The organism is Parvularcula mediterranea (assembly GCF_013085255.1).
Classification (GTDB): Bacteria; Pseudomonadota; Alphaproteobacteria; order Caulobacterales; family Parvularculaceae; genus Parvularcula; species Parvularcula mediterranea.
Genome location: NZ_JABFCX010000002.1, coordinates 371,089 through 397,983, shown reverse-complemented (window position 1 = coordinate 397,983; position 26,895 = coordinate 371,089). Strand labels below are relative to the sequence as shown.

The window sequence follows — 26,895 nt, the reverse complement described above, 5'->3', positions numbered from 1 at the left end:
GCGGCCATGTTTTCACTGACCGACAAAACCGCTCTCATCACCGGCGCCACCGGCGGCATTGGCGAGGCCATTGCCCGCACCCTCCATGGACAGGGCGCTACCGTCGCCATCTCCGGCCGCAACGAAGGCAAACTCGAAGCGCTCGCCTCGGATCTTGGCGAGCGCGTGCACGTGCTGCCCGCTGACCTCTCCGATCTTGAGGCCTGTGACGAGCTGCCGAAGCGCGCCCAGGACGCGATGGGCGGCCTTGAAATCCTCGTGGCCAACGCAGGCATCACCAAAGACAATCTGATGATGCGGATGAAGGCGGAGGACTTCGACGATGTCATCAAGGTGAACCTCACGGCGTCGTGGCACCTCGCCAAGGCCTGCCTGCGCGGTATGATGAAGGCGAAGAGGGGCCGGATCATCGGCATCACGTCGATCGTCGGCGTCACCGGCAACCCGGGCCAGTCGAACTACGCCGCCTCCAAGGCGGGCATGATTGGCATGACCAAGAGCCTCGCCGCCGAGGTCGCGAGCCGCGGCATCACCGCGAACTGCATCGCGCCGGGCTTCATCGCCACGGCCATGACCGAAGCCCTCAATGACGACCAGAAGGCTGCGATCAACAACAACATCCCGGCCCAGCGCATGGGCACGCCGGAAGAGATCGCCGCTGCCGCAGCGTTCCTCGCCTCGGACGAAGCCGCCTACGTCACGGGTCAGACGATCCACGTGAATGGCGGTATGGCGATGATCTGATTGCGCATGAGGGCAGGGGAGTGACCCACTCCTCTCCCTCATCCGGCCCATCAGCAGACCTTCACGCCCTCGCGAGCCGGGTGAACGTCTGGTCATCGGTGGCGTTTGCACTGCATCATGCAGGATCAGCAGAACGCAAACCCCGAAAACCCTGGCGCGTCGCCGACGGCAGACGCTGCCAAGCCGTCTGAAGTCACGAGCATCTCGGATCTCCCGGGTTATCTCACCGAACGCTTCGCCGACTATTGGGATGGCGCCCTAGCGCTGACGCCCAAGCTCGTGGTCGTCGCGGTCATTCTTCTCATCACCTGGGTCATCGCCCGCACCGTGCGCCTTATCGTCGGATGGCTGGCCAACCGTGCTGACACGCGCCAGTCGCTGAAGGACCTCTTCAAGACGCTCTCTGGTGTTGGCGTGTGGCTCTTCGGAGGCTTCGCAGCGCTGACGGTCCTCTTCCCCTCGATCAATGCCGGGTCCATCGTCGCCGGTCTCGGCGTCGGCGGCATCGTCATTGGCATCGCCTTCCAGGACATCTTCAAGAACTTCATGGCCGGGGTCCTGATCCTCGCAAGAAAGACGATGGCCATAGGCGACTACATACAGGCGGATGGCGTCGAAGGCCGGATCGAGCACATCACGCTCAGGGACACCTATCTCCGCCGGGTCGATGGCGAGCTGGTGCTTGTCCCGAACGCCCATCTCTTCGAGAACCCGGTCCGCGTTTGGACCGATCCTGATTACCGCCGCTACGACATCGTGGCAGGCGTCGGCTATGACGAAGACGTCGCCCATGCCCGCGAGGTGATTCAGGGCGCGCTCGACAAGCTCGACTTCGGAGCAGACAAGAAACCCCAGGTTTTTGCAGCTGAATTCGGCGCCAGCTCGATCAACTTCAACGTCCGCTGGTGGGCGAGGCCCGAGCCGCTGGACATGCACGAAAGCCGGGACAAGGTCGTTCAGGCGATCAAGGAAGCCCTCGACAATGCTGGGATCGAGATCCCCTTCCCCTACCGCACGCTCACCTTCAAAGAGCCGCTGCCCGTGCGCTCCGAAGGAGACGGCGGAGGAAGCGAAACCGAGCGGCTCGCCGCAGAATAGCCATGATATTCGTAGAAAGGCCGCCTTGCGCGGCCTTTTTGCTTCCCTTACAGCGCGAAGATCATCAAACGGCTCTCGGAACGATTCTGAGAGACGAATAAGGAGTTACCCATGTCGGATATCGAAGCACGCGTTCAGAAAATCACCGTCGAACACCTCGATGTGGACGCTGCGAAGGTCGAGCCGAAGGCCAGCTTCATCGACGACCTCGGTGCAGACAGCCTCGACATCGTCGAACTGGTCATGGCTTTCGAAGAAGAATTCGACATCGAGATCCCTGACGACGCCGCTGAGACCATCCAGACGGTCGGCGACGCCATCAACTTCATCAAAGAGCGCCAGTCCTAAGCTCTTTGTCCGGGCGGGGCGCAGGCTGAGCCGGTTCCTGCGCTGCCCGTCCGCTGAAAATTCCTCCGAATGCCGGCTGCGGTGAGGAGGTCCCCCATGATGAGACGTGTTGCAGTGACTGGGCTTGGCCTTGTCACCCCCGTCGGCAGCGGTACGCGCGAAGAACCCTGGCAGGGGCCGTGGAAGGCTCTGCTCGAGGGCAAATCGGGTGCGCGCCGTATCGACGAGCGCTTCGACGTGTCCGACCTCGCCTGTAAGATCGGCGCGCCGGTCCCACGCGAGGGCGATCTCGCCTTCAATGCCGACGACTGGGTTCCTCCGAAGGAACAGCGTCGGATGGAGGATTTCATCATCTTCGGCATGGGCGCCGCGGAGATGGCGCTGGCTGACTCCGGCCTGCCCCTCGACACAGAGGAGCAGAAAGAGCGCACAGGCGTTCTCATCGGGTCGGGCATTGGCGGCCTCGACGGCATCGCCCAGACCACCCAGCTGATGAATGAGAAGGGACCGCGCAAGGTCTCGCCGTTCTTCATCCCCAGCTGCCTGATTAACCTCGCCTCCGGCCAGGTTTCCATGAAGCACGGCCTCAAAGGCCCGAACCATTCCGTCGTCACGGCCTGCGCGACGGGCGTCCATGCCATTGGCGATGCAGCGCGCCTGATCGCTTTCGGCGACGCTGATGCCATGGTTGCTGGCGGCACAGAGAGTTCGATCTGCCGCATCGGCTATGCAGGCTTCCTCGCCTGCAAGGCCCTGACGACGGGCTTCAACGACAACCCCGAAGCGGCCTCGCGTCCCTACGACAAGGACCGCGATGGCTTCCTGATGGGCGAGGGCGCGGGAATCATCGTTCTTGAAGAGATGGAGCAGGCCAAGGCCCGCGGCGCCAAGATCTATGGCGAAGTCATCGGCTATGGCCTTTCGGGCGACGCCTACCACGTCACCGCCCCGGCAGAGGACGGCAATGGCGGCTACCGCGCCATGGAAATGGCCATGAAGCGCGCAGGCGTTGCGGCTTCCGACATCGGCTACGTCAATGCCCACGGCACCTCGACGCCCCTCGGCGACGAAGCTGAGCTGCGCGCTGTCGAGCGCCTATTTGGCTCCGACGCAGACGGGCTGGTCATGTCCTCGACCAAGTCTTCGGTCGGTCACCTTCTTGGTGCAGCAGGCGCGATTGAGGCGATTTACTCGCTCCTCGCCATGCATGACGGGATCTGCCCCGCGACCCTGAACCTCGACAATCCGTCGGTCGAAACGCCGATCAACCTTGCGGCGAAGGAACCGGTGGAGAAACAGGTCGATTGCGTGCTATCCAACAGCTTCGGCTTTGGGGGCACCAATGCATCGGTCATCATGCGAAAAGTCTAATCAGATGCGCGGCAGTGAAGGCTTCGCCCGCGTTCTGATTCTCCTCGTTCTCGCGGTCCTCGCCGCGATGAGCTTCGTGGCGTTCGAGCTTGCCCGGCGTGTGCAGGCCGATGGCCCCCTGAGCGAAGAGTCCATCGTCTGGGTGGAGCAGGGCGACAGCCTCAAGCGCGTCGAGACCAAGCTCGCCGTCGCGGGCATCATCGAAGAGCCGGGCCTCTTCTACTACTACGGCCGTGCCACGGGCCTCGCTGAGGAACTGCGAGCCGGTGAGTTCGTCGTGCCAGGCGGCAGCTCCATCAAGGATGTCTCCGAGATCCTCGCCGAGGGCGACCCGCTCCTGCGCTTCGTCACGATCCCCGAAGGCGTCACCGTGGCCCAGGCCGCGCGTCTCGTGACCGCTGCGGAGATGCTCGAAGGTGAGGCGACGGAGCTCCCCACCGAAGGCCATCTCCTGCCTGAAACCTATGCCTACCAGCGGGGCGAGACGCGGAACGCGCTCGTCGCCCGCATGGTCGCCGCCCACGAAGAGATGCTCGACGAGCTCTGGCCAAACCGCCAGCCGGACCTGCCGATCAAGACCCGCGAAGAGGCGGTCATCCTCGCTTCGATCGTCGAGAAGGAAACGGCTGTCCCCGAAGAGCGCCCGCGTGTGGCTGCCGTGTTCGTCAACAGGCTCCGCCGCGGCATGCGCCTCCAGTCCGACCCGACCATCATCTACGGCATCACCGGCGGTGAGCCGCTGGGCCGTGGTCTTCGCCAGTCGGAGCTCAACAATTCCGACAACCTCTACAACTCCTACCGGCACGGCGGCCTACCGCCGACGGCCATCGCCAACCCCGGCAAGGAGTCCCTTGCGGCAGTCCTCAATCCTGCGGACACGAACGATCTCTACTTCGTCGCCGACGGCACGGGCGGTCACGCCTTCGCCGCGACGCTCCGTGAGCATCAGGCCAACGTCCAGCGCTGGCGCGCCATTGAGCGGGCCCGCAAGGCGCAGGGCCAGTGAGCGAAGGAGCCGCCTCCGCGCTCCAGTCCATGACGGGCTTCGGGGTCGCTGAAGGCAGCTCCGAAACCCTCGGCTGGCGCTGGGAGCTGAGATCCGTCAACGGCCGCGGCCTCGACCTCAAGATCAAGCTGCCCGTCGGCACCGACCCCTTGGAGCCCAAGATCCGCGAAGCGGGCAGGGCGCTTGGGCGCGGCAATGCCCAGATCTCGCTCAAGCTCGACCGCAGCGAAGCTCTGACCGGCCTTGTCGTCGATGACGAAGCGCTCGCTGCTGCCGCTGCCGCGATCTCCAAGGTCCAGCTGGCCGTCGACTGCGACAAGCCACGACCCGAAGCGATCCTCGCCATGCGCGGTGTCCTCGCCCCGCCGACCAATGACGCAGCCCTGACTGAAGCTGACCTCGACACACTCGAAGCAAGCTTCCGCGAAGGCCTCGACGCGCTCCTCCAGGCTCGCCGCACCGAAGGCGCCCGCATCGCCGCCTTCCTCACCGAACGCTGCGAAGACATGACCAACCGTGTCGGCTCGATCCGCAACGACGTCGCCGGCGCCCGTGACCAGATGGCCGAGCGCCTCAGGACCCAACTCGGAGAACTCCTCGCTGAGCACGTCTCCCCTGACCGCATCGCGCAGGAAGCGGCCATGCTCGCCATCAAGGCCGATGTCTCCGAAGAGCTCGACCGGCTGGAAGTGCATCTCGCCTCCTTCACCGAGCTCCTCGCCAAGGGCGGCACGCCGGGGCGGAGGCTTGAGTTCCTGACGCAGGAGCTGATGCGCGAGGCGAGCACCCTGACGGCCAAGCTCCCCACCGCTGCCCTCAAGAACCAGGGCCTCGACCTCAAGGAAATGGTCGATTCTCTTCGCGAGCAGGTCCTGAACCTCGCCTAGCCGGACGGGGTGTGCTTGAAGCCTTTCTTTGCCTGTCAGGAGTAGATCCGCCCGATGCCGAACCCCGTCTCGATCCAGCGCCGCGGCCTCCTTCTCGTCCTCTCGAGCCCCTCGGGCGCGGGCAAGACGACTCTGTCCAAACGTCTCCTCGGAACCGATGCCGAGATCGAACTGTCCGTCTCCGCCACCACAAGGCCGATGCGCCCGGGCGAGATCGACGGGAAGGATTACCACTTCACCGACCTCGAAAAGTTCGAAGCCATGGATGAGGAAGGCCTCTTCCTCGAAAGCGCCACGGTCTTCGGCAACAAGTACGGCACGCCCAAGGAAGCGGTGTTCAACACCCTCGAAGAGGGCCGGGACATCCTCTTCGACATCGACTGGCAGGGGAAGCAGCAGCTCGATGAGCGCGCCGGCGGCGACGTGGTCTCCGTCTTCATCCTGCCGCCCTCTCGCGACACGCTGGAGGACCGCCTGCGCCGCCGTAAGCAGGACAGTGACGACGTCATCGCCAAGCGGATGGAGCAGGCGGACGAGGAAATCGGGCACTATGCCGAGTATGACTATGTCATCCTCAACGACGACATCGACAAGGCTGACACCCAGCTTCGCGCTATCCTCCAGGCCGAGCGCCTGAAACGCCGTCGCCAGACGGGCCTTCGCGAGTTCGTCGATCACGTCATCTCGCCGAGGGATTGATGGTCGAGGTCCGGCCGATCACCGAGGCCGACCGCGGGGTCTGGCGAGACCTCTGGCGCGGCTACCTCGAGTTCTACGAATCAGGCGTGCCCGAAGAGGTCTACGCCTCAACCTTCACCCGGCTTCTCTCGGCCGAGCCCTATGACCCTTGCGGTTTCATCGCGTGGGAAGGCGGCGAGGCGGTTGGCCTCGTCCATTACATGGAGCACCGGCACTGCTGGAAGGAAGCCAACGTCTGCTACCTTCAGGATCTCTTCGCACCGCCAAAAGCCCGGGGGCAGGGGGTCGGCCGGGCGCTGATCGAAGCCGTCTACGCTGAAGCCGACAGGCGCGGGTTCGGGGCCGTCTACTGGCTGACCGCCGACGACAATGCCGAAGCGCGCAAGCTCTACGACCGGATCGCCAAGAAGACCCCGTTCATCAAGTACCAGCGCTAGGCTCCGCGCTCACCAAGTGAAGACAAAATCAAGGCTTTGAAGACGGGACATTAACGCTCGACTGTTACTGTCTCCCCATGACTGACCAAGCCATCGATTTTGATCATCTGGACCGTTACGTTGCAGGGGATGCGGCGCTGCGGGACGAAGTTCTGACCATCTTCGAGGGTCAGGTTGCGCGTTGCCTCCGTCTTCTGAACCCTGAAGGCCCGAACGAGGAGTGGCGCTCTATCGCCCACGCTCTCAAGGGTGCCTCGCGCGGGATCGGTGCATGGACCGTCGGCGCCTATTGCGAACGCGCTGAAAAGATGACCGGCACTGACGAGGACGTCTTCGAGGTCCGCGTTGCGCTCAAGGAGCAGATCCAGAGCTCGGTCGACGAAGCGCTGACCGCTATCCGCGAGCTTCGCCGCACCGCTTAGGCGCCCGAAGCTGCACGAAGGTGCGGCACTGGCGTTTCAGTCCTTTCCTCGGGAACCGTTTCAGCCATATCCTTCACCTACGGGAGAAGGAACCATGGCAGCACAACTGGGCTCAGGGCTCGATCTCGAATCTCTGCGCGAGCTGATCAATGTCAGGCTCGCCCAGCTTGTACCCGAGGGTCACCCCAAGGGACCAGCCGCTGCTGCGCGCCATAGCCTCCTTGCACCCGGCAAACGCCTCCGCGCCATCATCACCCTCATCGCCTCCCGCTCGCACGGCGGCACGATCGAGGACGCTCTCGATGCAGCCTGCGCGATCGAGATGATCCACACCTCTTCGCTCGTCTTTGACGATTTGCCCGCCATGGACGACGCCGACCTGCGACGGGGCGTGCCGACGGCGCACTCCGAATATGGCCAGGACATTGCAATCCTCGCAGGGATCGGCCTTATCAACGGTGCCTACGAGATCGTCGCCCAGGCGCCTTCGCTGGAAGCTGAACGGCGCATCGAAATCCTCCGCATCATCACCCGCGCTGTCGGCTGGCAGGGGCTGGTGCATGGCCAGGCGCTCGACCTCAATTCCGGCGAGAACACCGCCTCCCTCGACGCTATCCATGAGGGCAAGACGGGTGCTCTCTTCATCGCGGCAGCCGAATGTGGAGGCGTCGCTTCGGGCAATTGCTCTGACCAAGATCGCCGCGCCCTCAGGGCCTATGGCCGCGCTCTGGGCCTTGCCTATCAAGCCTTCGACGACGTCCTCGACCAGACGGCCTGCGAGGCGACAGCGGGCAAGACCACGGGCATGGACGAGGGCAAGTCGACCGCGGCCCTTGGCGGGCGGGCCAGCATCGATGGCGGCACGGCGCTCGCCAACAAGCATCTCGACAATGCGGTGAGAGCTGTCGGCAAGGACAAACCGCTGGCGCTGCTCGCAGAGTTCATCCGCGGCTACTTCGCCAAGACGATCGCGGCTTAGGCGGTCCCCGCCGCCCGGCGCTTTTCCTTCAGCTCACGGAGCTTGACGCGTAGCTTCTGCGGGTCAGGTGCCAGCACGAAGCCAAAGCTCACCGCGCCTTCCTTGCAGGTTGTCGCATGGTGCAGCTTGTGTGCCTGGACGAGGCGCTTCCAATAGCCCTTCTTCGGCACCCAATTGTAGGGATAGCGCTGGTGCACCAGCCCGTCATGGACGAAGGTATAGACCAGTCCGTAGACGGAGATACCAGCAGCGATCCACCAGAGCGGCGGGAAATAGAGCCAGCCTACGGTGAACAGGATCGTCGTGAACACACCGAAAACCACCGCATAAAGATCGTTCTTCTCGAACATGTTGTCATGGGGTTCGTGATGGTCAGCATGCCAGTCCCATCCCCAGCCATGCATGATGTACTTGTGCGCCCACCACGCGAAGAACTCCATGAAGCAGGCGGTGCCGAGGACGAGGGCAATCTTCTGCCAAAGCGCGAGGGTCATCATGGCGTCACCCAAACAGAATGTAGGCCCTGACCGCGATGATCGCCGCCAGGATGATGAGCAGAATGGTGGTCAGCTTCGTCCATGGTCTCTTCACGCCGCCTCTTTCCGCCGGGCGGGCAGGCGCCACCACGGCTCTTCAGGGTGGAGATGGTGCTCGTGATGGTAGCCGAAATGATAGCACGTCAGGAGGCTCGTGAGCCAGCCATAGCCTGAACTGCGCGTCCTATGGTCATCGGCGAAGCTGTCGCCCTCATGCCGGTGGGGGCGAAAGGTACCGAAATAGAAGAGCTGCACCGCGCTCCCCAGCGCCGGGATGCCGTAGAACAGCACGATGTTCAGCATCGGCGCTCCAAGCACCAGCCAGTAAATCGCCACGACCGTATTCACGAAGATAAGGGGCCGCCAGCCGAAATGCCTCAGGAAGAACTCCCTGAACCACGGAACGAACCTCTTCGGATGGGTGACCGAGAAATCAGGGTCATGCTCCGTCCCCGGAGCGTCATGGTGGCGGTTATGGTTCACCGTCAGGCGGTCGAAATCAAAGCCCGCGTAGAAGGTCGTGACGATCCAGCCCATGACCCGGTTCACTCTCGGATGCCCCGGCGCAAGGCTGCCATGGATTGCGTCATGGCTGATGATGAAGAGCCCCACGGACAGCCAGCAGAGCGTTGCCATCAGCACGGGAACCAGCGGCAGGCTGGCCAGCGTGACCTCAAAGAAGTGTACGGAATAAATATGCAGAAACAGCCATGCGAGCGTCAGCGCGGCCGCGAGGCCGACGCCGATCACGCTCCGCTTCTGCATCTCTTTCACGTTCACGAAGGCAGCTCCAGCGAGGGCCGTTTCCAGAGGTCACCGCGCGGCGGGAGCTGTCGGAAGGCGAGGGACTTCGATCCCGCGCCCTGAAGGCAGCCAAGGCCCGCCAGTGCCAGCTTGCGCCGACCCGACGTGCGGGCACGCTTGTCCCAGACCCTTGGGCCCTTGGTCCTGACCACCCGGCCAATATCGCGATAGACGCCGCGCGCCGCTGCAACGGCAAACCCTGCGCGGATCGGCAGGCGCCGGACACCCGGGCCTGAGCTCTGGTAATAACGGTCCGCCTCGCCAAGCAGCCTCAGCGCGACACGCCAGACGGCCTCGCGATTCTCCTCCGCCAGCACGGCTTGCGGATCGGCGCGGACGCCTTCTTCCTCGAGCCATGCTCCGGGGACGTAGATCCTGCCGATCGCGGCATCGTCGATCACGTCGCGGCAAATGTTCGTGAGCTGAAAGGCGATGCCGAGGTCCGATGCACGGTCGAGCGTGTTCTCGTCATCGGGGCTGACCCCCATGACGATGGCCATCATCACACCGACGACGCCCGCCACGTGGTAGCTGTATTTCAACGTGTCCTCGAGCGTATCGTAGGAGTGCTGCGCCACGTCCATCTCGAACCCCCGCAGGAGGTCAAGCGGGTGCTGCTTCGGCATCCCGGTCTCAAGGACCACCTGCTGGAAGGCATCGAACTGCCAGGTCTTGAGCTGATCGCCTCTGTAGGCGGCCTCGGTCTGCTCCCACAGCATCCTGAGATCGTCCGCATCAGGAGCACCTTCGCTGCCCGCCGCAATGGTTTCGCCAAAGCCGAGGTTCTGCCCGTCGATCACATCATCACAGAACCGGCACCACGCATAAAGCATATGCGCATGCCGCTTCATCTGTGGGCGGAACAGAAGCGAAGCAATCGCAAAGGACTTCGAGCCCTTGGCGATGGATTCACTGGAAAGCTTTGCGAGGGTGCCGTCCATCTTATTCTATCCAAATCTGCGCGATGAACTGCGCGCCAACGGTAGCGATGCTCATTATAAAAGGCAGACGCCCGAAGGGTCGCGGGTGTTCAGCCCACCAGTAAGCTCCCATGGCTACCAGAAGGCCAAGATAGATAGGAACAGCGAGGAGCCAGCGGCCTTCATGGGCGAGGAGTATCGCGGGCATTCCGACCAGAAACATCGCTCCAAACGCAAGAGCATCAGACCAGCGGAGGTCTAGCGCTCGGCTCGATCGACTTGTGCCGATCGAGGCCGCGAAATCGTCGATTTGCTCCGCCTGCGTCATTCCTACTCCGCCGCCATCGCCTCATAGGCAGCGCCCATGCCGAAATCTTCGGCCATGATGCGGGCCGTGGCCTTGGCTGAGCCGACGACGCCGGGGATGCCTGCGCCGGGGTGGGTGCCTGCGCCCGCGAAGTAGAGGTTCGGGATCTCGTCATCGCGGTTGTGGGTGCGGAAGAACGCCGATTGGGTCAGCACAGGCTCGAGACTGAAGGCCGAGCCGTGGTGGGCCACGAGGTCCTTCTTGAAGCTCTCGGGCGTGATGAAATGGTCCGCCACGATGTGCTTCCTGAGGTCAGGAATATAGCGTTCCTCAAGGTACTGATAAATCTTCTGCTTGTACTTCTCGCCTTCGACCGACCAGTCGATCGACGCTTTGCCAAGGTGCGGCACCGGCGAGAGGACATACCAGCTGTCATGCCCCTCAGGCGCCATGCCCGGGTCCGTCGCCGTCGGGCGGTGGAGGTAGAGAGAGAAGTCGTCGGGCAGGTTCGGCCCGGAGAAGATCTCCGCGATCAGCTCCTTGTAACGAGGGCCAAAGCAGATCGTGTGGTGCGCAATGTCCTCATACTTACGATCGGTCGCGAAGTAGGCGACGAAGAGCGACATGGAGAAGCGCTTGTTCTTGAGGCCAGGCGTCACCGCACGGCCGCGCGGGGTCTTGCCGAGGAGCTTTTCATAGGTGTGGACGATGTCGGCATTGGACGCGACGCAGTCGAAGTCCTGCTCGAACCCGCCCTTGGTCTTCACGGTACGGAGCTTACCGCCGACCTCAGTGATCTCCTCAACGGCGTCACCAATGATCGTCTTGCCGCCCAGGTCTTCGAACAGCTTGCCAAAGGCCCGGACCAAGGCGCCCGTGCCGCCGCGCGGGAACCAGACGCCCCATTTCCGCTCCAGCGCGTGGATCAGCGCATAGATGGCCGAGGTCTTGTGCGGGTCACCGCCGACGAGCAGCGTGTGGAAGCTGAACGCCTGGCGCAGCTGCGGGTCCTTGATGAAGTCGCCAACCCGTCCGGCCACGGAGCGTTGCGCCTGCAGCGTCGCAAGCGAAGGCGCCTGCTTGATCATCGACCAGAAGTTGAGGAACGGCACGTGGCCGAGCTTCAGGTAACCCTCTTTGAACAGAGCTTCCGAGTAATTGTAGAACTTGTGATAGCCCGCGACATCGTCAGGATTGAACTTCTCGATCTCCTTGACGAGTTTCTCCGTCTCCTGAAAATAGTCGAAGACCTTCCCGTCTTCCCAGGCGAGGCGGTACATCGGCTCGACGGGCAGGAGCTCGACATAGTCCGACATCTTCCGGCCTGAGAGTGCGAACACTTCCTCAAGGCAGGAGGGGTCGGTGATCACCGTCGGCCCGCCGTCAAAGAAGAACTCACCCTTCTCATAGACGTAGGCACGCCCACCGAGCTTGTCCCGCGCTTCGATCAGCGTCGTCTGGAATCCCATCGACTGCAGGCGGCAGGCGAGGGCGAGACCGCCGAACCCTGCGCCAACGACGCAAGCCGTCGGCTTCGCGCTGTCATTTGCCGGGGAGAGAGGCGCGCTTTCGTCACCATCGATCCGAACCGCTTCACTCATGCTCTCACATCCTTCCTTGGGCTGGCTGGTGCCAGTGCCCTGATGGCCCTCGATATTGGCACGGGGGGCTTTCCTGCGAGGATCCGCGCCTTGTCACCGAGGGTTGTCTGCCCAGCATAAAATCGTTCGATCAGGCCCTGGGGCAACCCATAGAAGCGCTGCAGGACAACGTATCGCAAGGCCGGATCTGCAGCGCGGAACAGCATTCTGTTGAGAAGCCTTGAGAACCGGTGCGCGTGCCACCGCTCCTTGGCGTGGGCTTCGACCACCCGGGCCAGGTTTTCCGGCGAAAAGTCAGTCTGTTGAGCGATCTTGTCGGCGAGGCCCGCCGCCTCAGGGAGGGAGTATCCTGTGACCGGGTGGAAGAGGGCGGCGCGCAGGCCCACCGGCGCGGGCTCGCCCCGGAAGCTCTCATAATAAGCGTCGATGTCGCCCTCGAGGACGATCGGCAGCACGCCTTCCTCCTCGCGAATCACCTCGGCGATTTCCCAGCCCTGCTTGGCGGCATAGCGGGAGAGCCCGTCACGCAGCTCCTCGCGGGAGAACTGCGCGCCGTCGGCATAGTAGGTGTCCTCGAGAAGCGCCGTGTCCTCGGAGAAGGGCAGCACATAGACGAAGCGGTAGCCATCCGTCTGGGGCACTGTCGCGTCCATGATGATCGGCCGGGTCAGCCCGTGGGGCTCCTTGAAGCGCACTTCGAGGCCCAAGAACTTCTGGAAGGCGACATTGATATGCTCGGAGGCCTGCGCGCCCCGGCCATCGAGCACCGTACCCTCAAGCGTGGACTGATCCGCCAGCGTCACCTTCCCCGGAGAGATCGCCACGGCCTCTGCATCGGTCAGCAGCGTCACAGGAGAAGCCGCCATCACCTCGGCCAGCCTGTCCGAGGTAGCGCTGAAATAGGGGGTCGAGAGCGTCCGCGCGCGTTGAGGGAAGCGCACATCCTGCCCCTCCATCCACCGCGTCGTGATGAACGGGTCGAGCCAGCTCAGCTGCCCAGGCGTCACGTCCGTGCCGTGAAAGCACCAGGTGTGGTTCCCACCTGCCGCCTCGCCCTTCTCGGCAATCGCCAGCTTCAGCTCGGGCCGAAGCTGAGCCAGCCGATAGGCCGTCAGGGAAGAAGCTAGGCCGCCGCCGGCGAAGATAAGGTCGTAGCGCACCCCATCCGCCTAGCGGCAGTTCCCCTCCTGAGGGAACTCCTCAGATCAGCGCAGTTTCCGGCCTGCCAACAGGAGGATGCCTGCTGCGAAGAGGCCTGCTGCTGCCGGGAGGGGGACCTGTGCGACGTCGGAGAACTGGGTGCCGAAGAAGCTGAGGTGCGAGAGGCCGGAGCGGGTGAAGCCGGTGTCGAAGTCGACGGTGCCGGCGTTCACAACTTCGTCCATCAGGAAGACCGCGAAGCCGTTGCCTGCCTTGGCCGTGAAGTGGGTCAGGACGAAGCCATCGGGCAGGTCGAACGTGAACGTGCCATTCGGCTTGGAGTAGCCGGTGATCGAGAAGGCGCTCATGTCGACGGCGCCGCTCTCACCGCCGCCCTCTTCTTCGAGCTTGCCGAGGTAGAGATCAACCGGGCCGTAGCCGAGGGACGCCAGCAGGTCGTTCACCGGAGCCAGCTTGTCGCCACGCCTATTGTCATTGCCGCGGGTGTCGCCAAGCTCCGTCGCGGTGATGATGGCCGCCGAAGCCGGAGCTGCTGTCATCATGATGAGTGCTGCAGCGAAAAACCTGAAAAGTGCCATGTGCGTCCCCACGGAAACCCGAGTGCTAGGGGACAGTTTCGGAGATCAGGGTGACCACGGCGTTCAAAGACGTGGTTAAAACGAGAAAGAGCCCGGTCACATCGAAGCGACCGGGCTCTCTGCAGTGTTGAGATGCCTTGCGGCGTTACGCGGCGCGCTTTTTCCGGCGCCATGCCATCGCGGCGAGACCAGCCGGGAACAGCAGGGCTGCAGCCGGGACCGGAACTTCGGCGAGGTTGCCGTAGAAGCTCAGGTGCGAAAGGTTCCTGCCGTTCAGATTGCTGGTGTCCCAGTTGAACGTGCCCGACACGACGGGGCCGATGATCTGGTAGAGATCATACTCGTTGCCAGCTTTCACCACGAAGTAAGCCAGCTCGTAGCCCGAGCCAGGGTTCAGCGTGAACGTGCCTTCGGTTGCGCCCGACGTGGACGTCACAGCATAGCTGAAGCTGCCGATGGCAACGCCGGAACCGGAAGCGGTCGAGCAGCTGTCATTATCGCAGTCGAACTTGCCGAGCTCGATGAACGTTGCCGGAATCTGGCTGCCCGGCTCTTGGTTGGAGTCGTTGCCCGGGAAGGTCCCGATGTTCACGACGGTTGCTGCCGATGCGATGCCGGTGAGCATCACTGCGCTGGCGATCAGCGCGAAGATTTTGCGGAACATGGTGCGTTCCCCCTCAGTTAACCCGGGTTAGCATTTATCACAGACACGAGAGCCACGAAATGGGGCAGCGAAAAACGTGACTCTACCTAGAGCTGCGACAGGTTGCCCCGAGTGTTCTTACGGTGATGCAGAAGTAGAGGTGGGATAAATGACTGAAGAAGCGCGATAATCCACGTGGAAGAGAAAGCTGCTCGACGTCCAGCGAGAAAACACTCTTCGAAATGGGGTCTTCAGGTCTGTAACAATTGCCCTTGCCGGGCCGCAAACACTACCTGAGCGCGAAATGCGCTCAGGTAGATAAGCATGCCTTTAGAGAGCTTTTTCCAGCTCAGGCATCAGGTCGAACAGATCGCCGACAAGACCGTAGTCCGCGACCTGGAAGATCGGGGCTTCTTCGTCCTTGTTGATGGCGACGATGACCTTGGAGTCCTTCATGCCAGCGAGGTGCTGGATGGCGCCGGAGATGCCGACGGCGATGTAGAGCTCAGGCGCGACGACCTTACCGGTCTGGCCGACCTGGTAGTCGTTCGGCATGTAGCCAGCGTCGACAGCGGCGCGCGAGGCACCGATGGCGGCGTTCAGCTTGTCAGCGACCGGGTAGATATACTGCTCGAACGCTTCGTTGGAGCCGAGGGCACGGCCACCGGAGATGACGATCTTCGCACCGGCCAGCTCAGGACGGTCCGACTTGGTCAGCTCTTCGGCGACGAACTCCGAGATGCCCGGGAACGCGCCATTGCCGACGGTCTCGACCGAGGCCGAGCCGTCCGTGGCGACGGCGTCGAACGCGGTCGGCTGGACGGTGATGACCTTGGTGGCGTCCGAGGACTGGACCGTGGCCATCGCGTTGCCTGCATAGATCGGGCGGACGAAGGTGTCTTCGCTCTCGACCCCGGTGATCACCGAGATCTGCATCACGTCGAGTTTGGCTGCGACGCGCGGCATGAAGTTCTTACCGTCCGTGCCCGAGGAGGCGACGATGTGGCTGTAGCCATCGGCCATGCCGGTGATCAGCTCGCCCATCGGCTCAGCCAGACGCTTGGCATAGTTGGCATCGTCTGCGTGCAGGACCTTGCGCACGCCGTTGATCTTCGACGCAGCCTCGGCAACGCCAGAAGCGCCTTCGCCAGCGACCAGTACGTCGATGTCGCCGCCCATTTTCTGGGCTGCAGCGACGACCTTCAGGGTCGCGTCGTTGAGTTCGTTGTTGTCGTGATCGGCGATAACGAGAATAGCCATGGCTTAGAGGACCCCCGCTTCGTTTTTGAGTTTCGCGACGAGTTCGGCGACCGACTCGACCTTGATGCCGGCTTCGCGCTTCGGCGGCTCGGTCACTTTCAGCTTCTTGAGGCGCGGCGCGATATCGACGCCGAAGTCAGCGGCCGTCTTCTTGTCGAGCGGCTTCTTCTTAGCCTTCATGATGTTCGGCAGCGACGCATAGCGCGGCTCGTTGAGGCGCAGGTCCGTCGTGACCACTGCGGGCAGGTTCAGCGCCACGGTCTGCAGGCCGCCGTCGATCTCACGGGTGACGTGCAGCTTGTCGCCGTCCTTCTTCACTTCCGAAGCGAAGGTGCCCTGCGGCCAGCCGAGGAGGGCAGCGAGCATCTGGCCCGTCTGGTTGCGGTCATCGTCGATCGCCTGCTTGCCCATGATGACGAGCTCTGGGCTCTCTTCCTCGACGATCTTCTGGAGGACCTTGGCAACGCCGAGGCTCTCGACGTCGTCGTCGGAGGTGACCAGGATGCCGCGATCCGCGCCCATGGCGAGGGCCTGGCGGATCTGGTCCTGCGCCTTCTCAGGGCCGATCGAGACCACGACGATCTCTTCCGCCGTGCCAGCCTCTTTCAGGCGCACAGCTTCCTCGACGGCGATTTCGTCGAAGGGGTTCATGGACATTTTGACGTTGGCGAGATCGACGTCGGTATTGTCCGATTTGACGCGGACTTTGACGTTATAATCGACCACCCGTTTGACCGGGACGAGAACCTTCATGGGCGTCTCCCTTATGGTTGGTTTTGCTCAGTTGAAGCGGGGTCTAGGCTGCGCTGATGGGGGAAGCAATGTCGCGAAGCCGCGCATTCGCTCACGATCCGTCAGGCAGCGTTTCCAAACGCTTCGCTACTCGTCCTTGGCCCCGCCAGGCACCCAGAGGACTTCGCCCCCGCCATTTCGGCTGGCCTTGCGGGCGGCTACGAAGAGGAAGTCGGAGAGGCGGTTGAGGAAGGTCGGTACGGGCCCTGAGACTTCGCCTCCATCATCCTTGAGCGCCCAGACCGAGCGCTCCGCACGCCTTGCAATGGCGCGGGCGAGGTGGAGGGCGCCTGCGCCGCCGGGCCCTGATGGCAGGACGAAGCTTTCAAGCGGCGGAAGGCTCTCATTGAGCGCATCGATCATCTCCTCGAGCCGACCAATCCGGCCAGCATCAAGGCGAAGCTCCCCCTTTAGCGTCTTCGGCGTCGCAAGGTCTGCGCCCAAGTCGAAGAGGTCGTTCTGGATCGCCAGCAGCATCCCCATCAGCTCATCACCGAGGGCATGACCCATCGCAACGCCAATCGCAGCGTTCAGCTCATCGACATCGCCGATGGCAACGATCCGCGGGTGGGTCTTGGGAAGGCGCTCACCGGTAACGACGCCCGTGTCGCCGCCGTCGCCGGTCTTCGTGTAGATCTTGTTGAGAGTAACCATGGCCGAGACCTAGGCCGCACTGCCCAGTCCCGCCAGTGGTCAAAATGGGCTTCAGCCGCCCGAATTCTGCGTCAGCAGGTAGACGAACAGCATCAGCAACGCGACCGCGATGGCCTGGGCCGTCACGCGCATCCGCATGAGCTTGTTCGAGTTCTTCTCGGCAAACTCACCACCCTTCGCGAGGGAATAGATCCCGACCGCAAGAAAGCCCGCTGTCGCCAGAAGGGCGAGGGGAATGAGAAAGTACTGAAGAGCGGTCAGCATGAATGGTCCTTTCGCTCACGCGTTCAGGTCCTGCAGTTAGGCAGTTCCCGCGGAAAACGCGAGGTAGAGAAGCGCGAGAATTGACGCAGCCAGACCAGTAGAGATCAGGAAGGTCCTCCACTGAAACTGACGGTTACGGCCCTGCCTGGCTTCGACGGTTGGAAGCTGCTCGTTCATAATTCTTAACCCTTTCCCGCCGCCGCGACTGGCGACGACGCCAAATATGGAATAGAGACGGTAGGAAGGGCGGTTGAGTTCCCGCCCGCGTCAAAGCTGTCCAATGGTCAGCGCCTGCCTTAGTCTGGGCAGGAAGGAACGGGAGACGGGTGGGGCATGACGTCTGAAGTGGTCCTAATGAACCGGTCTGCGGTGGCTATGGCTGCCGACAGTGCCGTGACGATCTCGGGTACGAATTACCTCAAGACCTATCAGTCTGTGGACAAGCTGTTCCCACTGGTCGACGGCCAGCCGATCGGCGTGATGATCTACAACAATGCCGAGCTGATGAGCACGCCGTGGGAGACGATCATCTCCCTCTATCGCGATCAGAACCGCGGGCGCTCCCTCGACACGCTGGAGGCCCACGCAAGGGACTTCATCAATTTCCTCTCCGACAATCCCGAGCTTTTCCCCCCGGATCACCAGGACACTGAGTTTTTCAAGCACGTGGCCGTGGTCCTCTCGATCGTCGCGGACGATTTCGATTACCAGCTCCACCAGCTGAAGCAGTCCAAGGCCGGCCGCCTGCGCGAGCATGTCTCGGCCGTCTTCGGCTATGTGGTGGAAGAGCTTTACGGCGACCTCGTGGGCAATCTCGACGGCACCTCGCGTGGCCGTCTCGACGTCTTCCCAGAGGGGACCGAAGAGCAGCTGATGCGCCGCTATGGCGCAGAGATAGACGAGCTGATCGGCTCGCTGATCCAGTCCCTCAAGAACGAATTCCCGATGCTCTCGGTGCCATCTGACATCGTCCAGAAGCTCCGCGAGATCGCCGTCATGTCGGTGACCCAAGACGCTTTTTACGAGCACTACACGGGTGTCGTCTTCGCGGGCTTCGGCCGGGCCGAGAAGTTTCCCTCGATGCGGAGCTACCTGACCTCCACCGTGGTGCTGGGCAAGCTCAAGAACCGCATGGACCGGGCCCAGGACATGACCGCTGACGGCGGGCCGGTGATCGCGCCCTTCGCCCAGGACCGGATGATCCGCACCTTCCTCACGGGCATGGATGCGAACCTCCGCATGTTCCTCTTCGGTGAGACGCTGAAGCTCTCCAGCCACCTCGTTACCGACGTGATCGGCCGCGCGCCGGGCCTCAACGACCAGCAGCGCGCGCAGCTCCTCTCGGACTATTCCGAAGGCAGCCTCGGCACCGCGCTCCGGGCCTTCTTCCAGTCGATCGACCAGTTCCAATACGCCGTCCACACCGCGCCGATCCTGCGCGCGGTCAGCGTCCTCCCCAAGAAGGAGCTCGGCGAGACGGCCGCATCGCTCATCAAGCTCAACTCCTTCCAGCAGAAGGTGATGAACTCCGTGGAGACCGTCGGCGGGCCGATCAGCCTCGCCACCATCTCCCGGAACGAGGGCATGGTGATGGGCAAAGAGAAGGCGGAGCTCTGATATGACCGACCGTTTGAAAGAGATCTGGACCGGCTTCACCCGCACCACGGGCGCCAACCTCACGACCCGCGAGATGAGTGCCATGGCGCGCCCTTCGGTCTCCCGCAGGCTGGAGGAGAGCTTCGACACCGATGCAGCCCTCGCCGCTGGCAAGGCTGACGAGAGCGATGCCGTGCAGGCCGCCTTCGCCGCGCTCCACGCCGAAATTGAGCAGAAGGGCAAGCGCGCTTCGCGCCGCCGCCGTGGTCCTGAAGCTCAAACGAGCTTCTCCGCCGAGGCTGACGTGACGGCCCCTTCGGGCCTTGATGAGCGCCTGCTGGCCGACCTCAAATTCACCGAAGCCCGCGTGCGCCGCTCAGGTTCTGACTATTTGAACTATGCCCGGACCAAGCAGGAAGCCTGGCAGAAGGGCCGCCGGAAGAAGTTCCTCGGCATCTTCTGAAGACGTTTCCGAACGGCTTGATGAAGTCTGAGATCAACGCGGTATCGTGTTGATTTCGCTCTCAATGATCTCTTCAGCATCAGGTAGGGGCGGAACCGTGTTTGTCACCTTCGCCCGGGCCCTGAGCAGCCCGATGATCCGCTGGTCCACATCCTTTTGAAGCGGCCCCGCGAAGAGGTTCACCCCGTTGGGATACCATTTCTGACCGAAGTGCCGCTTCTGCCGGATCAGCTCGTCCTCGGGCGTCTGGTGAACGAAGAGCCCATCGGCACAGCTCGCGCCGTGGGTGAAGTCGACGGTCTTGCCAGTGTTCCCATCGAAGGCCGTCACGGTCGGAGCCATCGGCGGCGGTGCGCAGAGCTTGCCGACACCCTGCGCCGACTGGAGCCCGCCCCGCCCATCAAGCGTCAGGGTCCGCGTCCGCAGCCGCTCCTGATAGCTCTCAAACCGCGTATCCACGGGGGCAAAACTGACCACACAGCGCGGCTCGTCCCGCCTGCCGCAGACAGCATCTTCGAACGGCCGCGCGGGCAGGGGCATCCCCATCGCATAGACCGCAGCCGTCCTGTCCCTGAGAAGCGCGTTCGGCTCAATCGCCTCAAGCCAGAGCCGTCCGGCGAAGAGCGCCCCGTCGCCATATCCGGCCACCACCAGAGGCTTCTCCGGCCCGGCCTCGGCGACGAACTGGCGGAAGGCAGCAGCGATGTCGCCGTAAGCCGTCTCGCGCGCGCCTTCGCCCGGCTGCTTCTGGGTGAAGCGGGCGAATAGGGTCGGCTGGCGATAGCGCGGCACCCAGATTGCCCCGCGCCCCAGGAAAGGCCAGGCCTCAGCCGGGATCTGCACATGCGCGAGAAAGTCGCTCTGGGTCACCCGGTCGAACGGCGCGTTCCAGTTCCCGTCACCGCGATAGACATTGGAATGGATGATGAAAATCGCAGCCTGACCCTCGCCAGCGCGCCGCGCGAACCATGCAAGATCGTCCGAGGGATCGGGGGCAGGCGGCGGTGTGTAGGCTTCGTAACTACGGTCAGGATTGATCACCGCTAGCGTGACCTCGTCCTGGAAAACAAAGGCCAGGACGCCAACTCCGAGGAGCGAGGCCATCAGCGCCAAAAGGATGATGCGCAAAGATGTCATGACTGCATCAACTCTCGTGAAGTTTTCCTCTGGGACGAACATGACGCTAGCGCCTGTTGGCGAGACCGCTAAGCCCCTACATGCAGGCGTAACGTGTTTCTCGTAAGATGAGGACACGCCTAGGGAAAGATGATGGCGAAAAAAGAACGAGTTGATCGCAAGAAAACAGGCGACCAGGGACTGGCCATCGGCAAGCCGGGTCCGCTTGCAGGGCTGCGGAACAGCTTCTTCGCAGGCGTCGTCATCGCCGCGCCGCTCCTGATCACTGCGGGGGTCGTCTACTGGGCAATCACCGGTCCGCTGGCCCAAGTCGACGGCACCGTCCAAGAGTATATCCCCGACGCATGGCTGCCGGCCGAGTGGAACGACCTCTACGTTCCGGGCTTTGGTATCCTCGTGACGATCGTCTTGCTGACGCTGCTGGGCATGTTCGCGAAGAACGTGATCGGGCGCTTCTTCATCAGGCTTGGCGAAAGCGTCGTCGATTCGACCCCGCTGGTCCGGAACCTTTACGGCTTCTTCAAGAACGTCTTCGAGATGGCTCTTCAGCAGTCGGAGCAGTCCTTCAAGGAAGTCGCGATGATCGAGTATCCGCGGCCCGGCCTCTGGACCCTCTGCTTCGTCGTGACGAGCACGAAGGGCGAGACTGCGCACATGCTGAAAGACATTGGCGACGACATGACGAACGTCTTTGTCCCAACGACGCCCAACCCGACATCCGGCTTTCTCCTCTTCGTCCCGCGCTCAAAGCTTCGCGTGCTGAGCATGACCGTGGAGGACGGCGCGAAGATGATCTTCTCCGCTGGCCTCGTCGCACCTGAGTTCATCGAAGAGGGCATGGACGGCAAACCGGTCGATCATTCGACCACCGGCGGCGCCTTCAGCTTCCTGAAGCGCAAGAAGACAGAGGAAGACCCTGAAATCCAGGAAGCCCTCGAGCGCGAAGTGGGTGCGGAGTAGGGCGCTAGCCCGACCGCAGCCGCTTGATCGCGTCATCCCGCTGGAAGAGATAGAGCAGCACACGGAGCGCCTCGCCGCGCTCTGACCTGAGCTCAGGGTCCTCGTCCACCACGAGCTTCGCATCGGCCACGGCGGTTTCCAGCAGGTTCTGGTGCTCCGCAAGGTTGGCAAGAGCGAACTCCGGAAAGCCTGACTGCGCCGTCCCCAGCGCATCGCCAGCGCCGCGCAGGCGCAAATCCTCTTCGGCAATCTCGAAACCGTCCTGAGACTGACGAAGCACGTTGAGCCGTGCCTTGGTCGTCTCGGACAGCCCGCCATCGCCCTGCGCGTAGAGAAGAATGCAGCTCCCCGGCTTGTCGCCGCGTCCGACCCTGCCGCGTAGCTGGTGAAGCTGGGCAAGGCCGAAGCGCTCGGCGTGTTCGATCACGATGACCGTAGCGTCGGGCGCGTTGACGCCCACCTCGATCACTGTCGTCGCGACGAGGATCTTGGCATCGCCCCGGGCAAAGCGGGAGACAGCGGCATCCTTCTCCGCCGCTTTCATCTTGCCGTGGACGAGCTCCGCCGCCTCGCCGAAGCGGGCCCTGATCTCTTCGAACCGCTCCTCGGCAGCCGTCGCGCCGAAGTCTTCGTTGGCCTCGACCAACGGGCAGACCCAGTAAACCTGTCCCCCTGCGGAGATTGCGCGCGCGACGCCCTCCACGACATCCGCGAGCCGCGCGATCGGCACAGCGCGGGTGTCGACGGGCTTCCTCCCCGGCGGCTTCTCGCGGATCTGGCTCACATCCATGTCGCCATAGGCGGTGAGGGCGAGGGTGCGCGGGATTGGCGTTGCGGTCATGACGAGAACGTCCGTACCCGCGCCTTTCTCCTGCAGCTTCAGGCGCTGCTGCACGCCGAAGCGGTGTTGCTCGTCGATGATGGCGAGGCCGAGATCATCGAATTCCACATCGTCAGAGAAGACAGCATGGGTCCCCACCGCCAGCTTCACGAACCCTTCCTTCAGGGCACGGAGCTTCGCCTGCCGCTCCTGCCCCTTGTCCCGCCCGGTGAGCAGCACGGAGGAGACGCCCGCAGCCTCTAATAGCGGCTCCATCGTCTCGAAATGCTGCCGCGCGAGGATCTCCGTCGGCGCCATCAGCACCGCTTGAGCCCCTGCCTCAATGACGCTCAGCGCCGCGAGAAGGCCGACCACTGTCTTCCCTGAGCCGACATCGCCCTGGACCAACCGCACCATCTTGCGCGGCGCGGTAAGGTCCTCGCGGATCTCCGCCAGTGCCTTCTGCTGGTCACCGGTCAGGGCGAAGGGCAGGGCAGACTCTGCGGCGCGCGCGAGGCTACCGTCACCGCGAAACGCCCGGCCACCCTTGGCCCGCTGGCGATGCCGGGTCAGCGCAAGCGCGAGCTGGCTCGCGAGCAGCTCGTCATAGGCAAGGCGGCGCCGGGGTAGGGAGCTCTCCTGCAGGTCGAGGCGGGAGAGGGGGCTGTGCACATCGCGAAGCGCGTCGGTGAAAGGCGCGAAATCCTCCTTCTGCAGAATATCCCTACGCTGCCATTCGGGCATATCGGGCACCTGCGCCACGGCACCCTGCACCGCGCGCTGCATGACCTTTTGCTGAAGACCAGCGGTCAGCGGATAGACGGCCTCCGCGGGCGGCATGTCGCCTTCCTTCTCAGGATCGATGATCGCGTCGGGATGCACCATTTGCCGCTGGCTGCCATATTCCTCGATCTTGCCTGAGACGAGGCGGGTCTCACCCTCGGGCAGCTGCTTCTCCAGCCAATCGCGCCGTGCACGGAAGAACACCAGCCTGATGTAGCCTGATCCATCGGAGCAAAGGATGCGGTAGGGCGAACGCGGACGGTCCGATGGCGGTGGCTCATGGGCCTCCACCGTGAGGGTCAGGGTCGCATGCACCCCGTCTGTCGTCTCCGCCAGCTGCGGACGGTAGCTTCTGTCGATCACCCCTGTCGGCATCGTGAAGGCAAGATCCACAAGCCGCGGCCCCGCGACCTTGGCGATCAGCGCAGCCATCTTCGGCCCGACACCGGGCAGGGTCGTGATGTCCGAGAAGAGGGGGTTCAGAACAGAAGGGCGCACGCTCGCCTTCTGCCCCGGTCTGCGCGCCCGCTGCAAGGGAGCAGGATGATGAGCAATGCCATCAAGCCGCCTGTGACCGGTAAGCGTAGAAAGGAAGAAAAATCGGTCAAAGAAAATGAATTAAGGGGAGAAACGTGTTGTTTGTTTCAGAAATCAGAAATAATCAATAGAACTCAACAGTTAAGAATTGATTTTTCGTTTTGACAATTGAAGATGGGCGCGAAGCGTGATGGCGCACGGTGCGCTTTCCACGTCAATCCTTGAGGGGGATCATCATGAAGACAACACTTCTTGCCTGTGCTGCGCTTGCCTTTGCAGGGTCCGCACACGCAGCTTCCATTAGCGAAGTCAATCTCGGCGCGCTGGGCTTCGACGTTCAGACCGAAACGCCGATCACGAGCCCTGATCAGATCGCAAGCTACACCGGTACCTCTACGTCTGAGAGCGGTACGGTTGGCTGGTCGCTCGCCTCGGCATTCAATCCGTTGACGGACACAAGCTCGACCCGGATCCTGAACGCGGTGCCGTTCGGTGCCTTCGATGTGGAGCACGTTCATGTCGGCGGCTTCGATATTACGTTCGATGCTCCGATCACGAGCATTCTGTTCCTCGCCCAGAATGACAATACTGGCAGGACAACTGCCATCGATCTGGGCAAGATCGCCGACGACGTTGCGGGTACCGCACCGCTCAACGGTACCGCTTATACGATCAACAATCAGGCGCTCGGCGCCTTCGTCCTCTACACGTTCCAGACGGCCGTGATGTCGGTTAGCGGCACGATGGTCCCGGGCCAGGACGATGGCTATGACCTCGCGTTCTATACGAACGTTGTCGACGTCGACGTTGATGCACCGATCCCGGTGCCTGGCGCGCTTCCGCTCATGCTCTCCGTACTCGGAGGCGGTGCGTTCCTCAGGAAGAAGCTCGCCCGCTGACGCGAGACGCATTCCAGAAACAAAAAGCCCGGCCATCGAGGCCGGGCTTTTTCATTGGGTTTCGGCGAGCGTCAGGCCTTCTTGCGCTTCCGCGCTGCGCTGTAGGCCGCGAAGGCTGAGCCGAAGAGGATCGCCGCGCCGGGAATGGGCACTGCGTCGAAGTCGAGATTGTCCACGGCGACCCCACTGACGATTGGCGAGTCAGCAGACTGAACGATCACGTATGCGATCAGCGGCCCTGCCGAGGAAAGCAGGAAAGCTTCGGAGCCACCGGCGCCGCTGATCGGGCCCGTCGTGAAGGTGTCGAGAATGTTCCCGCCAGCATCGTAGGCGGTACCGGTCATCATATCGCCGTCTGGCCCGATGATGTCCCCCGAGAGGAAGCTGGTGCCGAAGGCGAAATCCATCCGTATATTGAATGTCGAAGCGCTGCGCTTGAAGTCTTGTGCCGCGATGTTGCCCGGGGCAAGGAACCCGGAAAAGTTGCCGAAGGTGGGCCCGAGGTCACCGCTGTCTTCGCCGTTGCTCGAGAAGACGATCCCGATCCCTGCGTACTCGCTACCGATCTCCGACGTCGCATCGCCGGGGTTCGGGACGCCCGCGCCCGTGACATTAGGCGGTGTCGTGACGCCGTCGCTGAGTGTCTGGAAGTCCAGCACCGCCGCTTGCGACACGCCCAAAAGCGTTCCAGCGCAGGCGAGCGCCGCTAGTTTGATTGTATGAGCCATAAAGTTCTCCCCTTGAACGGGAAGAGGGTCGGCGCCTTTTCGGGAGATCGCAAGGCTGTGAACTGTGCTTCAGAAGCGTTCCCTCAAACGGTCGGTGGGGATATTCCTCAAAAACAGGAGCTTGTGTCTCGAACACTCCAACTGCACGTCAAAAGAGCGAATTAGTCCTTCTACCGACCAAGCGCTCAAGAAAAAGCCCGGCACAAAGGCCGGGCTCCCTCACAATTGATATGTCCGTAGGCGGAGGTCTTAGCCCATTGCCTTCTGGAAGTTCTCGTCGACCTTGTCGAGGAACTGGGTCGTGGTGAGCCAGCCCTGCTCGGCGCCGATGAGGAGCGCGAGGTCCTTGGTCATCGAGCCGCTTTCGACGGTCTTGATGATGGTCGATTCCAGGGTCTCGGCGAACTTGGCGAGGTCCGGCGTTTCGTCGAGCTTGGCGCGGTGCTTAAGGCCGCGGGTCCATGCGAACATCGAGGCGATCGAGTTGGTCGAGGTCTCCTCGCCGCGCTGGTGGGCGCGGTAGTGGCGGGTGACGGTGCCGTGGGCAGCTTCTGCCTCGGCGGTCTTCCCGTCCGGGGTCAGAAGGACCGAGGTCATCAGGCCCAGCGAGCCGAAGCCTTGGGCAACGGTGTCCGACTGGACGTCGCCGTCATAGTTCTTACAGGCCCAGACATAGCCGCCCGACCATTTCATGCAGGCCGCGACCATGTCGTCGATCAGGCGGTGCTCGTAGTGCTGGCCCATCTTCTCGAAGGCGTCCTTGAACTCGGTCTCGTAGATCTCGGCGAAGATGTCTTTGAAGCGGCCATCATACTTTTTCATGATGGTGTTCTTGGTCGACAGGTACACCGGGTAGTTGCGCTGCAGGCCGTAGTTGAAGCAGGCCCGGGCGAAGTCGCGGATTGACTCGTCGAGGTTGTACATGCCCATCGCGACGCCGGAGCCCGGCGCGTCAAAGATCTCGTACTCCTGGATTTCGCCGGTTTCGCCTTCCCACTTCATCGAGATCTTGCCCTTGCCGGGGAAGAGGAAGTCGGTGGCGCGGTACTGGTCGCCAAAGGCGTGGCGGCCGATGATGATCGGCTGGGTCCAGCCGGGCACGAGGCGCGGCACGTTGCGGATGATGATCGGCTCACGGAAGACAACGCCGCCAAGGATGTTGCGGATGGTGCCGTTGGGCGAGCGCCACATCTTCTTGAGGCCGAACTCTTCGACCCGTGCTTCGTCAGGAGTGATCGTCGCACATTTGACGCCGACGCCATGCTCTTTGATCGCGTTCGCTGCGTCGACCGTGATCTGGTCGTCGGTGCGGTCACGCTCCTCCATGCCGAGGTCGTAATAGTGCAGGTCGATGTCGAGATAGGGGTGGATCAGCTTGTCTTTGATGAGCTGCCAGATGATCCGCGTCATCTCATCGCCGTCGAGCTCGACGACCGGGTTCTTGACCTTGATCTTGGCCAT

General features: G+C 62.7%; 32 protein-coding genes. 15 read left to right on the top strand and 17 right to left on the bottom strand.

Translation table 11 applies throughout. The annotated features are described in order from the left end of the window. The first annotated feature begins 6 nt into the window (after positions 1-6). The 10 genes from fabG (at position 7) to HK107_RS02465 (ending at position 7,991) form a co-directional block, all read left to right on the top strand. The gene (gene fabG, locus HK107_RS02510) at positions 7-744 is read left to right on the top strand and encodes a 3-oxoacyl-[acyl-carrier-protein] reductase (RefSeq protein WP_173196485.1); all 738 of its coding nucleotides are present in this window, start codon (positions 7-9) and stop codon (positions 742-744) included. Between the two features lie 117 nt (positions 745-861). Next, positions 862-1,842 carry a mechanosensitive ion channel family protein gene (locus tag HK107_RS02505; protein WP_173196483.1) on the top strand — a complete coding sequence of 327 codons (981 nt, stop codon included), beginning with the start codon at positions 862-864 and terminating at the stop codon, positions 1,840-1,842. A gap of 111 nt (positions 1,843-1,953) precedes the next feature. After that, positions 1,954-2,190: an acyl carrier protein gene (locus HK107_RS02500; protein ID WP_173196481.1), complete on the top strand. Its 237-nt coding sequence runs from the start codon at positions 1,954-1,956 to the stop codon at positions 2,188-2,190. Between the two features lie 99 nt (positions 2,191-2,289). Further along, positions 2,290-3,561, top strand: a complete 1,272-nt coding sequence (gene fabF / locus HK107_RS02495; protein ID WP_173198710.1) for a beta-ketoacyl-ACP synthase II — start codon at positions 2,290-2,292, stop codon at positions 3,559-3,561. 4 nt (positions 3,562-3,565) lie between these two features. After that, on the top strand, positions 3,566-4,567 hold the full coding sequence (gene mltG, locus HK107_RS02490; protein WP_173196479.1) for an endolytic transglycosylase MltG: 1,002 nt from the start codon (positions 3,566-3,568) through the stop codon (positions 4,565-4,567). Beyond that, entirely contained in the window at positions 4,564-5,454 is an 891-nt protein-coding gene (locus HK107_RS02485; RefSeq protein WP_173196477.1) for a YicC/YloC family endoribonuclease, read from the top strand. The genes mltG and HK107_RS02485 overlap by 4 nt, the downstream gene beginning before the upstream one ends. A gap of 54 nt (positions 5,455-5,508) precedes the next feature. After that, positions 5,509-6,153, top strand: a complete 645-nt coding sequence (gene gmk, locus HK107_RS02480) for a guanylate kinase (protein ID WP_173196475.1) — start codon at positions 5,509-5,511, stop codon at positions 6,151-6,153. Continuing rightward, on the top strand, positions 6,153-6,590 hold the full coding sequence (locus tag HK107_RS02475; protein WP_173196473.1) for a GNAT family N-acetyltransferase: 438 nt from the start codon (positions 6,153-6,155) through the stop codon (positions 6,588-6,590). Before gmk ends, HK107_RS02475 begins: the two co-directional genes overlap by 1 nt. 77 nt (positions 6,591-6,667) lie before the next feature. Then, positions 6,668-7,012, top strand: a complete 345-nt coding sequence (locus HK107_RS02470; protein ID WP_173196471.1) for an Hpt domain-containing protein — start codon at positions 6,668-6,670, stop codon at positions 7,010-7,012. A 94-nt stretch (positions 7,013-7,106) separates the two neighbouring features. Further along, positions 7,107-7,991: a polyprenyl synthetase family protein gene (locus tag HK107_RS02465; RefSeq protein ID WP_173196469.1), complete on the top strand. Its 885-nt coding sequence runs from the start codon at positions 7,107-7,109 to the stop codon at positions 7,989-7,991. On the opposite strand, the gene HK107_RS02460 is transcribed toward HK107_RS02465, so the two are convergent. The 13 genes from HK107_RS02460 to HK107_RS02400 all read right to left on the bottom strand — a co-directional run bounded on the left by HK107_RS02460 (position 7,988) and on the right by HK107_RS02400 (position 17,688). Beyond that, positions 7,988-8,485, bottom strand: a complete 498-nt coding sequence (locus HK107_RS02460; protein ID WP_173198708.1) for a sterol desaturase family protein — start codon at positions 8,483-8,485, stop codon at positions 7,988-7,990. The two genes, HK107_RS02465 and HK107_RS02460, sit on opposite strands and share 4 nt — an antisense overlap. 93 nt (positions 8,486-8,578) lie before the next feature. Further along, a complete protein-coding gene (locus HK107_RS02455) occupies positions 8,579-9,307 on the bottom strand; it encodes a fatty acid desaturase (protein WP_332871474.1) in 729 nt (242 codons plus the stop codon). Beyond that, positions 9,304-10,272: a phytoene/squalene synthase family protein gene (locus HK107_RS02450; protein WP_173196467.1), complete on the bottom strand. Its 969-nt coding sequence runs from the start codon at positions 10,270-10,272 to the stop codon at positions 9,304-9,306. The genes HK107_RS02455 and HK107_RS02450 overlap by 4 nt, the downstream gene beginning before the upstream one ends. A gap of 1 nt (position 10,273) precedes the next feature. Then, positions 10,274-10,579 (bottom strand): hypothetical protein, encoded by a 306-nt coding sequence (locus tag HK107_RS02445; RefSeq protein ID WP_173196465.1) that lies wholly within the window; start codon positions 10,577-10,579, stop codon positions 10,274-10,276. A gap of 2 nt (positions 10,580-10,581) precedes the next feature. Further along, complete coding sequence (locus HK107_RS02440; protein WP_173196463.1) at positions 10,582-12,159, bottom strand: phytoene desaturase; 1,578 nt, start codon at positions 12,157-12,159, stop codon at positions 10,582-10,584. Beyond that, positions 12,156-13,319 carry a lycopene beta-cyclase CrtY gene (crtY, locus tag HK107_RS02435; RefSeq protein ID WP_173196461.1) on the bottom strand — a complete coding sequence of 388 codons (1,164 nt, stop codon included), beginning with the start codon at positions 13,317-13,319 and terminating at the stop codon, positions 12,156-12,158. The genes HK107_RS02440 and crtY overlap by 4 nt, the downstream gene beginning before the upstream one ends. A 45-nt stretch (positions 13,320-13,364) precedes the next feature. After that, positions 13,365-13,898, bottom strand: coding sequence for a hypothetical protein (locus HK107_RS02430; RefSeq protein ID WP_173196459.1), 534 nt, complete (start codon positions 13,896-13,898; stop codon positions 13,365-13,367). Between the two features lie 145 nt (positions 13,899-14,043). Next, positions 14,044-14,562 carry a PEP-CTERM sorting domain-containing protein gene (locus HK107_RS02425; protein ID WP_173196457.1) on the bottom strand — a complete coding sequence of 173 codons (519 nt, stop codon included), beginning with the start codon at positions 14,560-14,562 and terminating at the stop codon, positions 14,044-14,046. 309 nt (positions 14,563-14,871) lie between these two features. Further along, the gene (locus HK107_RS02420; RefSeq protein WP_173196455.1) at positions 14,872-15,801 is read right to left on the bottom strand and encodes an electron transfer flavoprotein subunit alpha/FixB family protein; all 930 of its coding nucleotides are present in this window, start codon (positions 15,799-15,801) and stop codon (positions 14,872-14,874) included. A 3-nt stretch (positions 15,802-15,804) separates the two neighbouring features. Further along, positions 15,805-16,554: an electron transfer flavoprotein subunit beta/FixA family protein gene (locus HK107_RS02415; protein WP_173196453.1), complete on the bottom strand. Its 750-nt coding sequence runs from the start codon at positions 16,552-16,554 to the stop codon at positions 15,805-15,807. A 126-nt stretch (positions 16,555-16,680) separates the two neighbouring features. Continuing rightward, a complete protein-coding gene (locus HK107_RS02410) occupies positions 16,681-17,247 on the bottom strand; it encodes a cob(I)yrinic acid a,c-diamide adenosyltransferase (RefSeq protein WP_173196450.1) in 567 nt (188 codons plus the stop codon). A 51-nt stretch (positions 17,248-17,298) separates the two neighbouring features. After that, on the bottom strand, positions 17,299-17,511 hold the full coding sequence (locus HK107_RS02405; protein ID WP_173196448.1) for a twin transmembrane helix small protein: 213 nt from the start codon (positions 17,509-17,511) through the stop codon (positions 17,299-17,301). A 36-nt stretch (positions 17,512-17,547) separates the two neighbouring features. Continuing rightward, positions 17,548-17,688 carry a hypothetical protein gene (locus tag HK107_RS02400; RefSeq protein WP_173196446.1) on the bottom strand — a complete coding sequence of 47 codons (141 nt, stop codon included), beginning with the start codon at positions 17,686-17,688 and terminating at the stop codon, positions 17,548-17,550. Between the two features lie 156 nt (positions 17,689-17,844). Between HK107_RS02400 and HK107_RS02395 the strand changes: the two genes are divergently transcribed. Together HK107_RS02395 and HK107_RS02390 are read left to right on the top strand one after the other, a co-directional pair. After that, positions 17,845-19,128: a hypothetical protein gene (locus HK107_RS02395; RefSeq protein WP_173196444.1), complete on the top strand. Its 1,284-nt coding sequence runs from the start codon at positions 17,845-17,847 to the stop codon at positions 19,126-19,128. Position 19,129: 1 nt separating this feature from the next. After that, on the top strand, positions 19,130-19,570 hold the full coding sequence (locus HK107_RS02390; RefSeq protein ID WP_173196442.1) for a hypothetical protein: 441 nt from the start codon (positions 19,130-19,132) through the stop codon (positions 19,568-19,570). Between the two features lie 33 nt (positions 19,571-19,603). On the opposite strand, the gene HK107_RS02385 is transcribed toward HK107_RS02390, so the two are convergent. Then, complete coding sequence (locus HK107_RS02385; protein ID WP_173196440.1) at positions 19,604-20,707, bottom strand: DUF3089 domain-containing protein; 1,104 nt, start codon at positions 20,705-20,707, stop codon at positions 19,604-19,606. Positions 20,708-20,839: 132 nt separating this feature from the next. Between HK107_RS02385 and HK107_RS02380 the strand changes: the two genes are divergently transcribed. Beyond that, positions 20,840-21,667, top strand: a complete 828-nt coding sequence (locus HK107_RS02380; RefSeq protein ID WP_173196438.1) for a DUF502 domain-containing protein — start codon at positions 20,840-20,842, stop codon at positions 21,665-21,667. 4 nt (positions 21,668-21,671) lie between these two features. Here HK107_RS02380 and recG read toward each other — a convergent pair whose 3' ends face one another. After that, positions 21,672-23,768 (bottom strand): ATP-dependent DNA helicase RecG, encoded by a 2,097-nt coding sequence (recG, locus tag HK107_RS02375; RefSeq protein ID WP_173196436.1) that lies wholly within the window; start codon positions 23,766-23,768, stop codon positions 21,672-21,674. Positions 23,769-23,816: 48 nt separating this feature from the next. On the opposite strand from recG, the gene HK107_RS02370 reads away from it, so the two are divergent. Continuing rightward, the gene (locus HK107_RS02370; protein ID WP_173196435.1) at positions 23,817-23,972 is read left to right on the top strand and encodes a hypothetical protein; all 156 of its coding nucleotides are present in this window, start codon (positions 23,817-23,819) and stop codon (positions 23,970-23,972) included. 71 nt (positions 23,973-24,043) lie between these two features. After that, positions 24,044-24,706: a hypothetical protein gene (locus HK107_RS02365; RefSeq protein ID WP_173196433.1), complete on the top strand. Its 663-nt coding sequence runs from the start codon at positions 24,044-24,046 to the stop codon at positions 24,704-24,706. 71 nt (positions 24,707-24,777) lie between these two features. Here the strand turns inward: HK107_RS02365 and HK107_RS02360 are convergent, their stop codons facing one another. Then, a complete protein-coding gene (locus HK107_RS02360) occupies positions 24,778-25,434 on the bottom strand; it encodes a hypothetical protein (RefSeq protein WP_173196430.1) in 657 nt (218 codons plus the stop codon). A gap of 249 nt (positions 25,435-25,683) precedes the next feature. Next, entirely contained in the window at positions 25,684-26,895 is a 1,212-nt protein-coding gene (locus HK107_RS02355) for an NADP-dependent isocitrate dehydrogenase (protein WP_173196428.1), read from the bottom strand.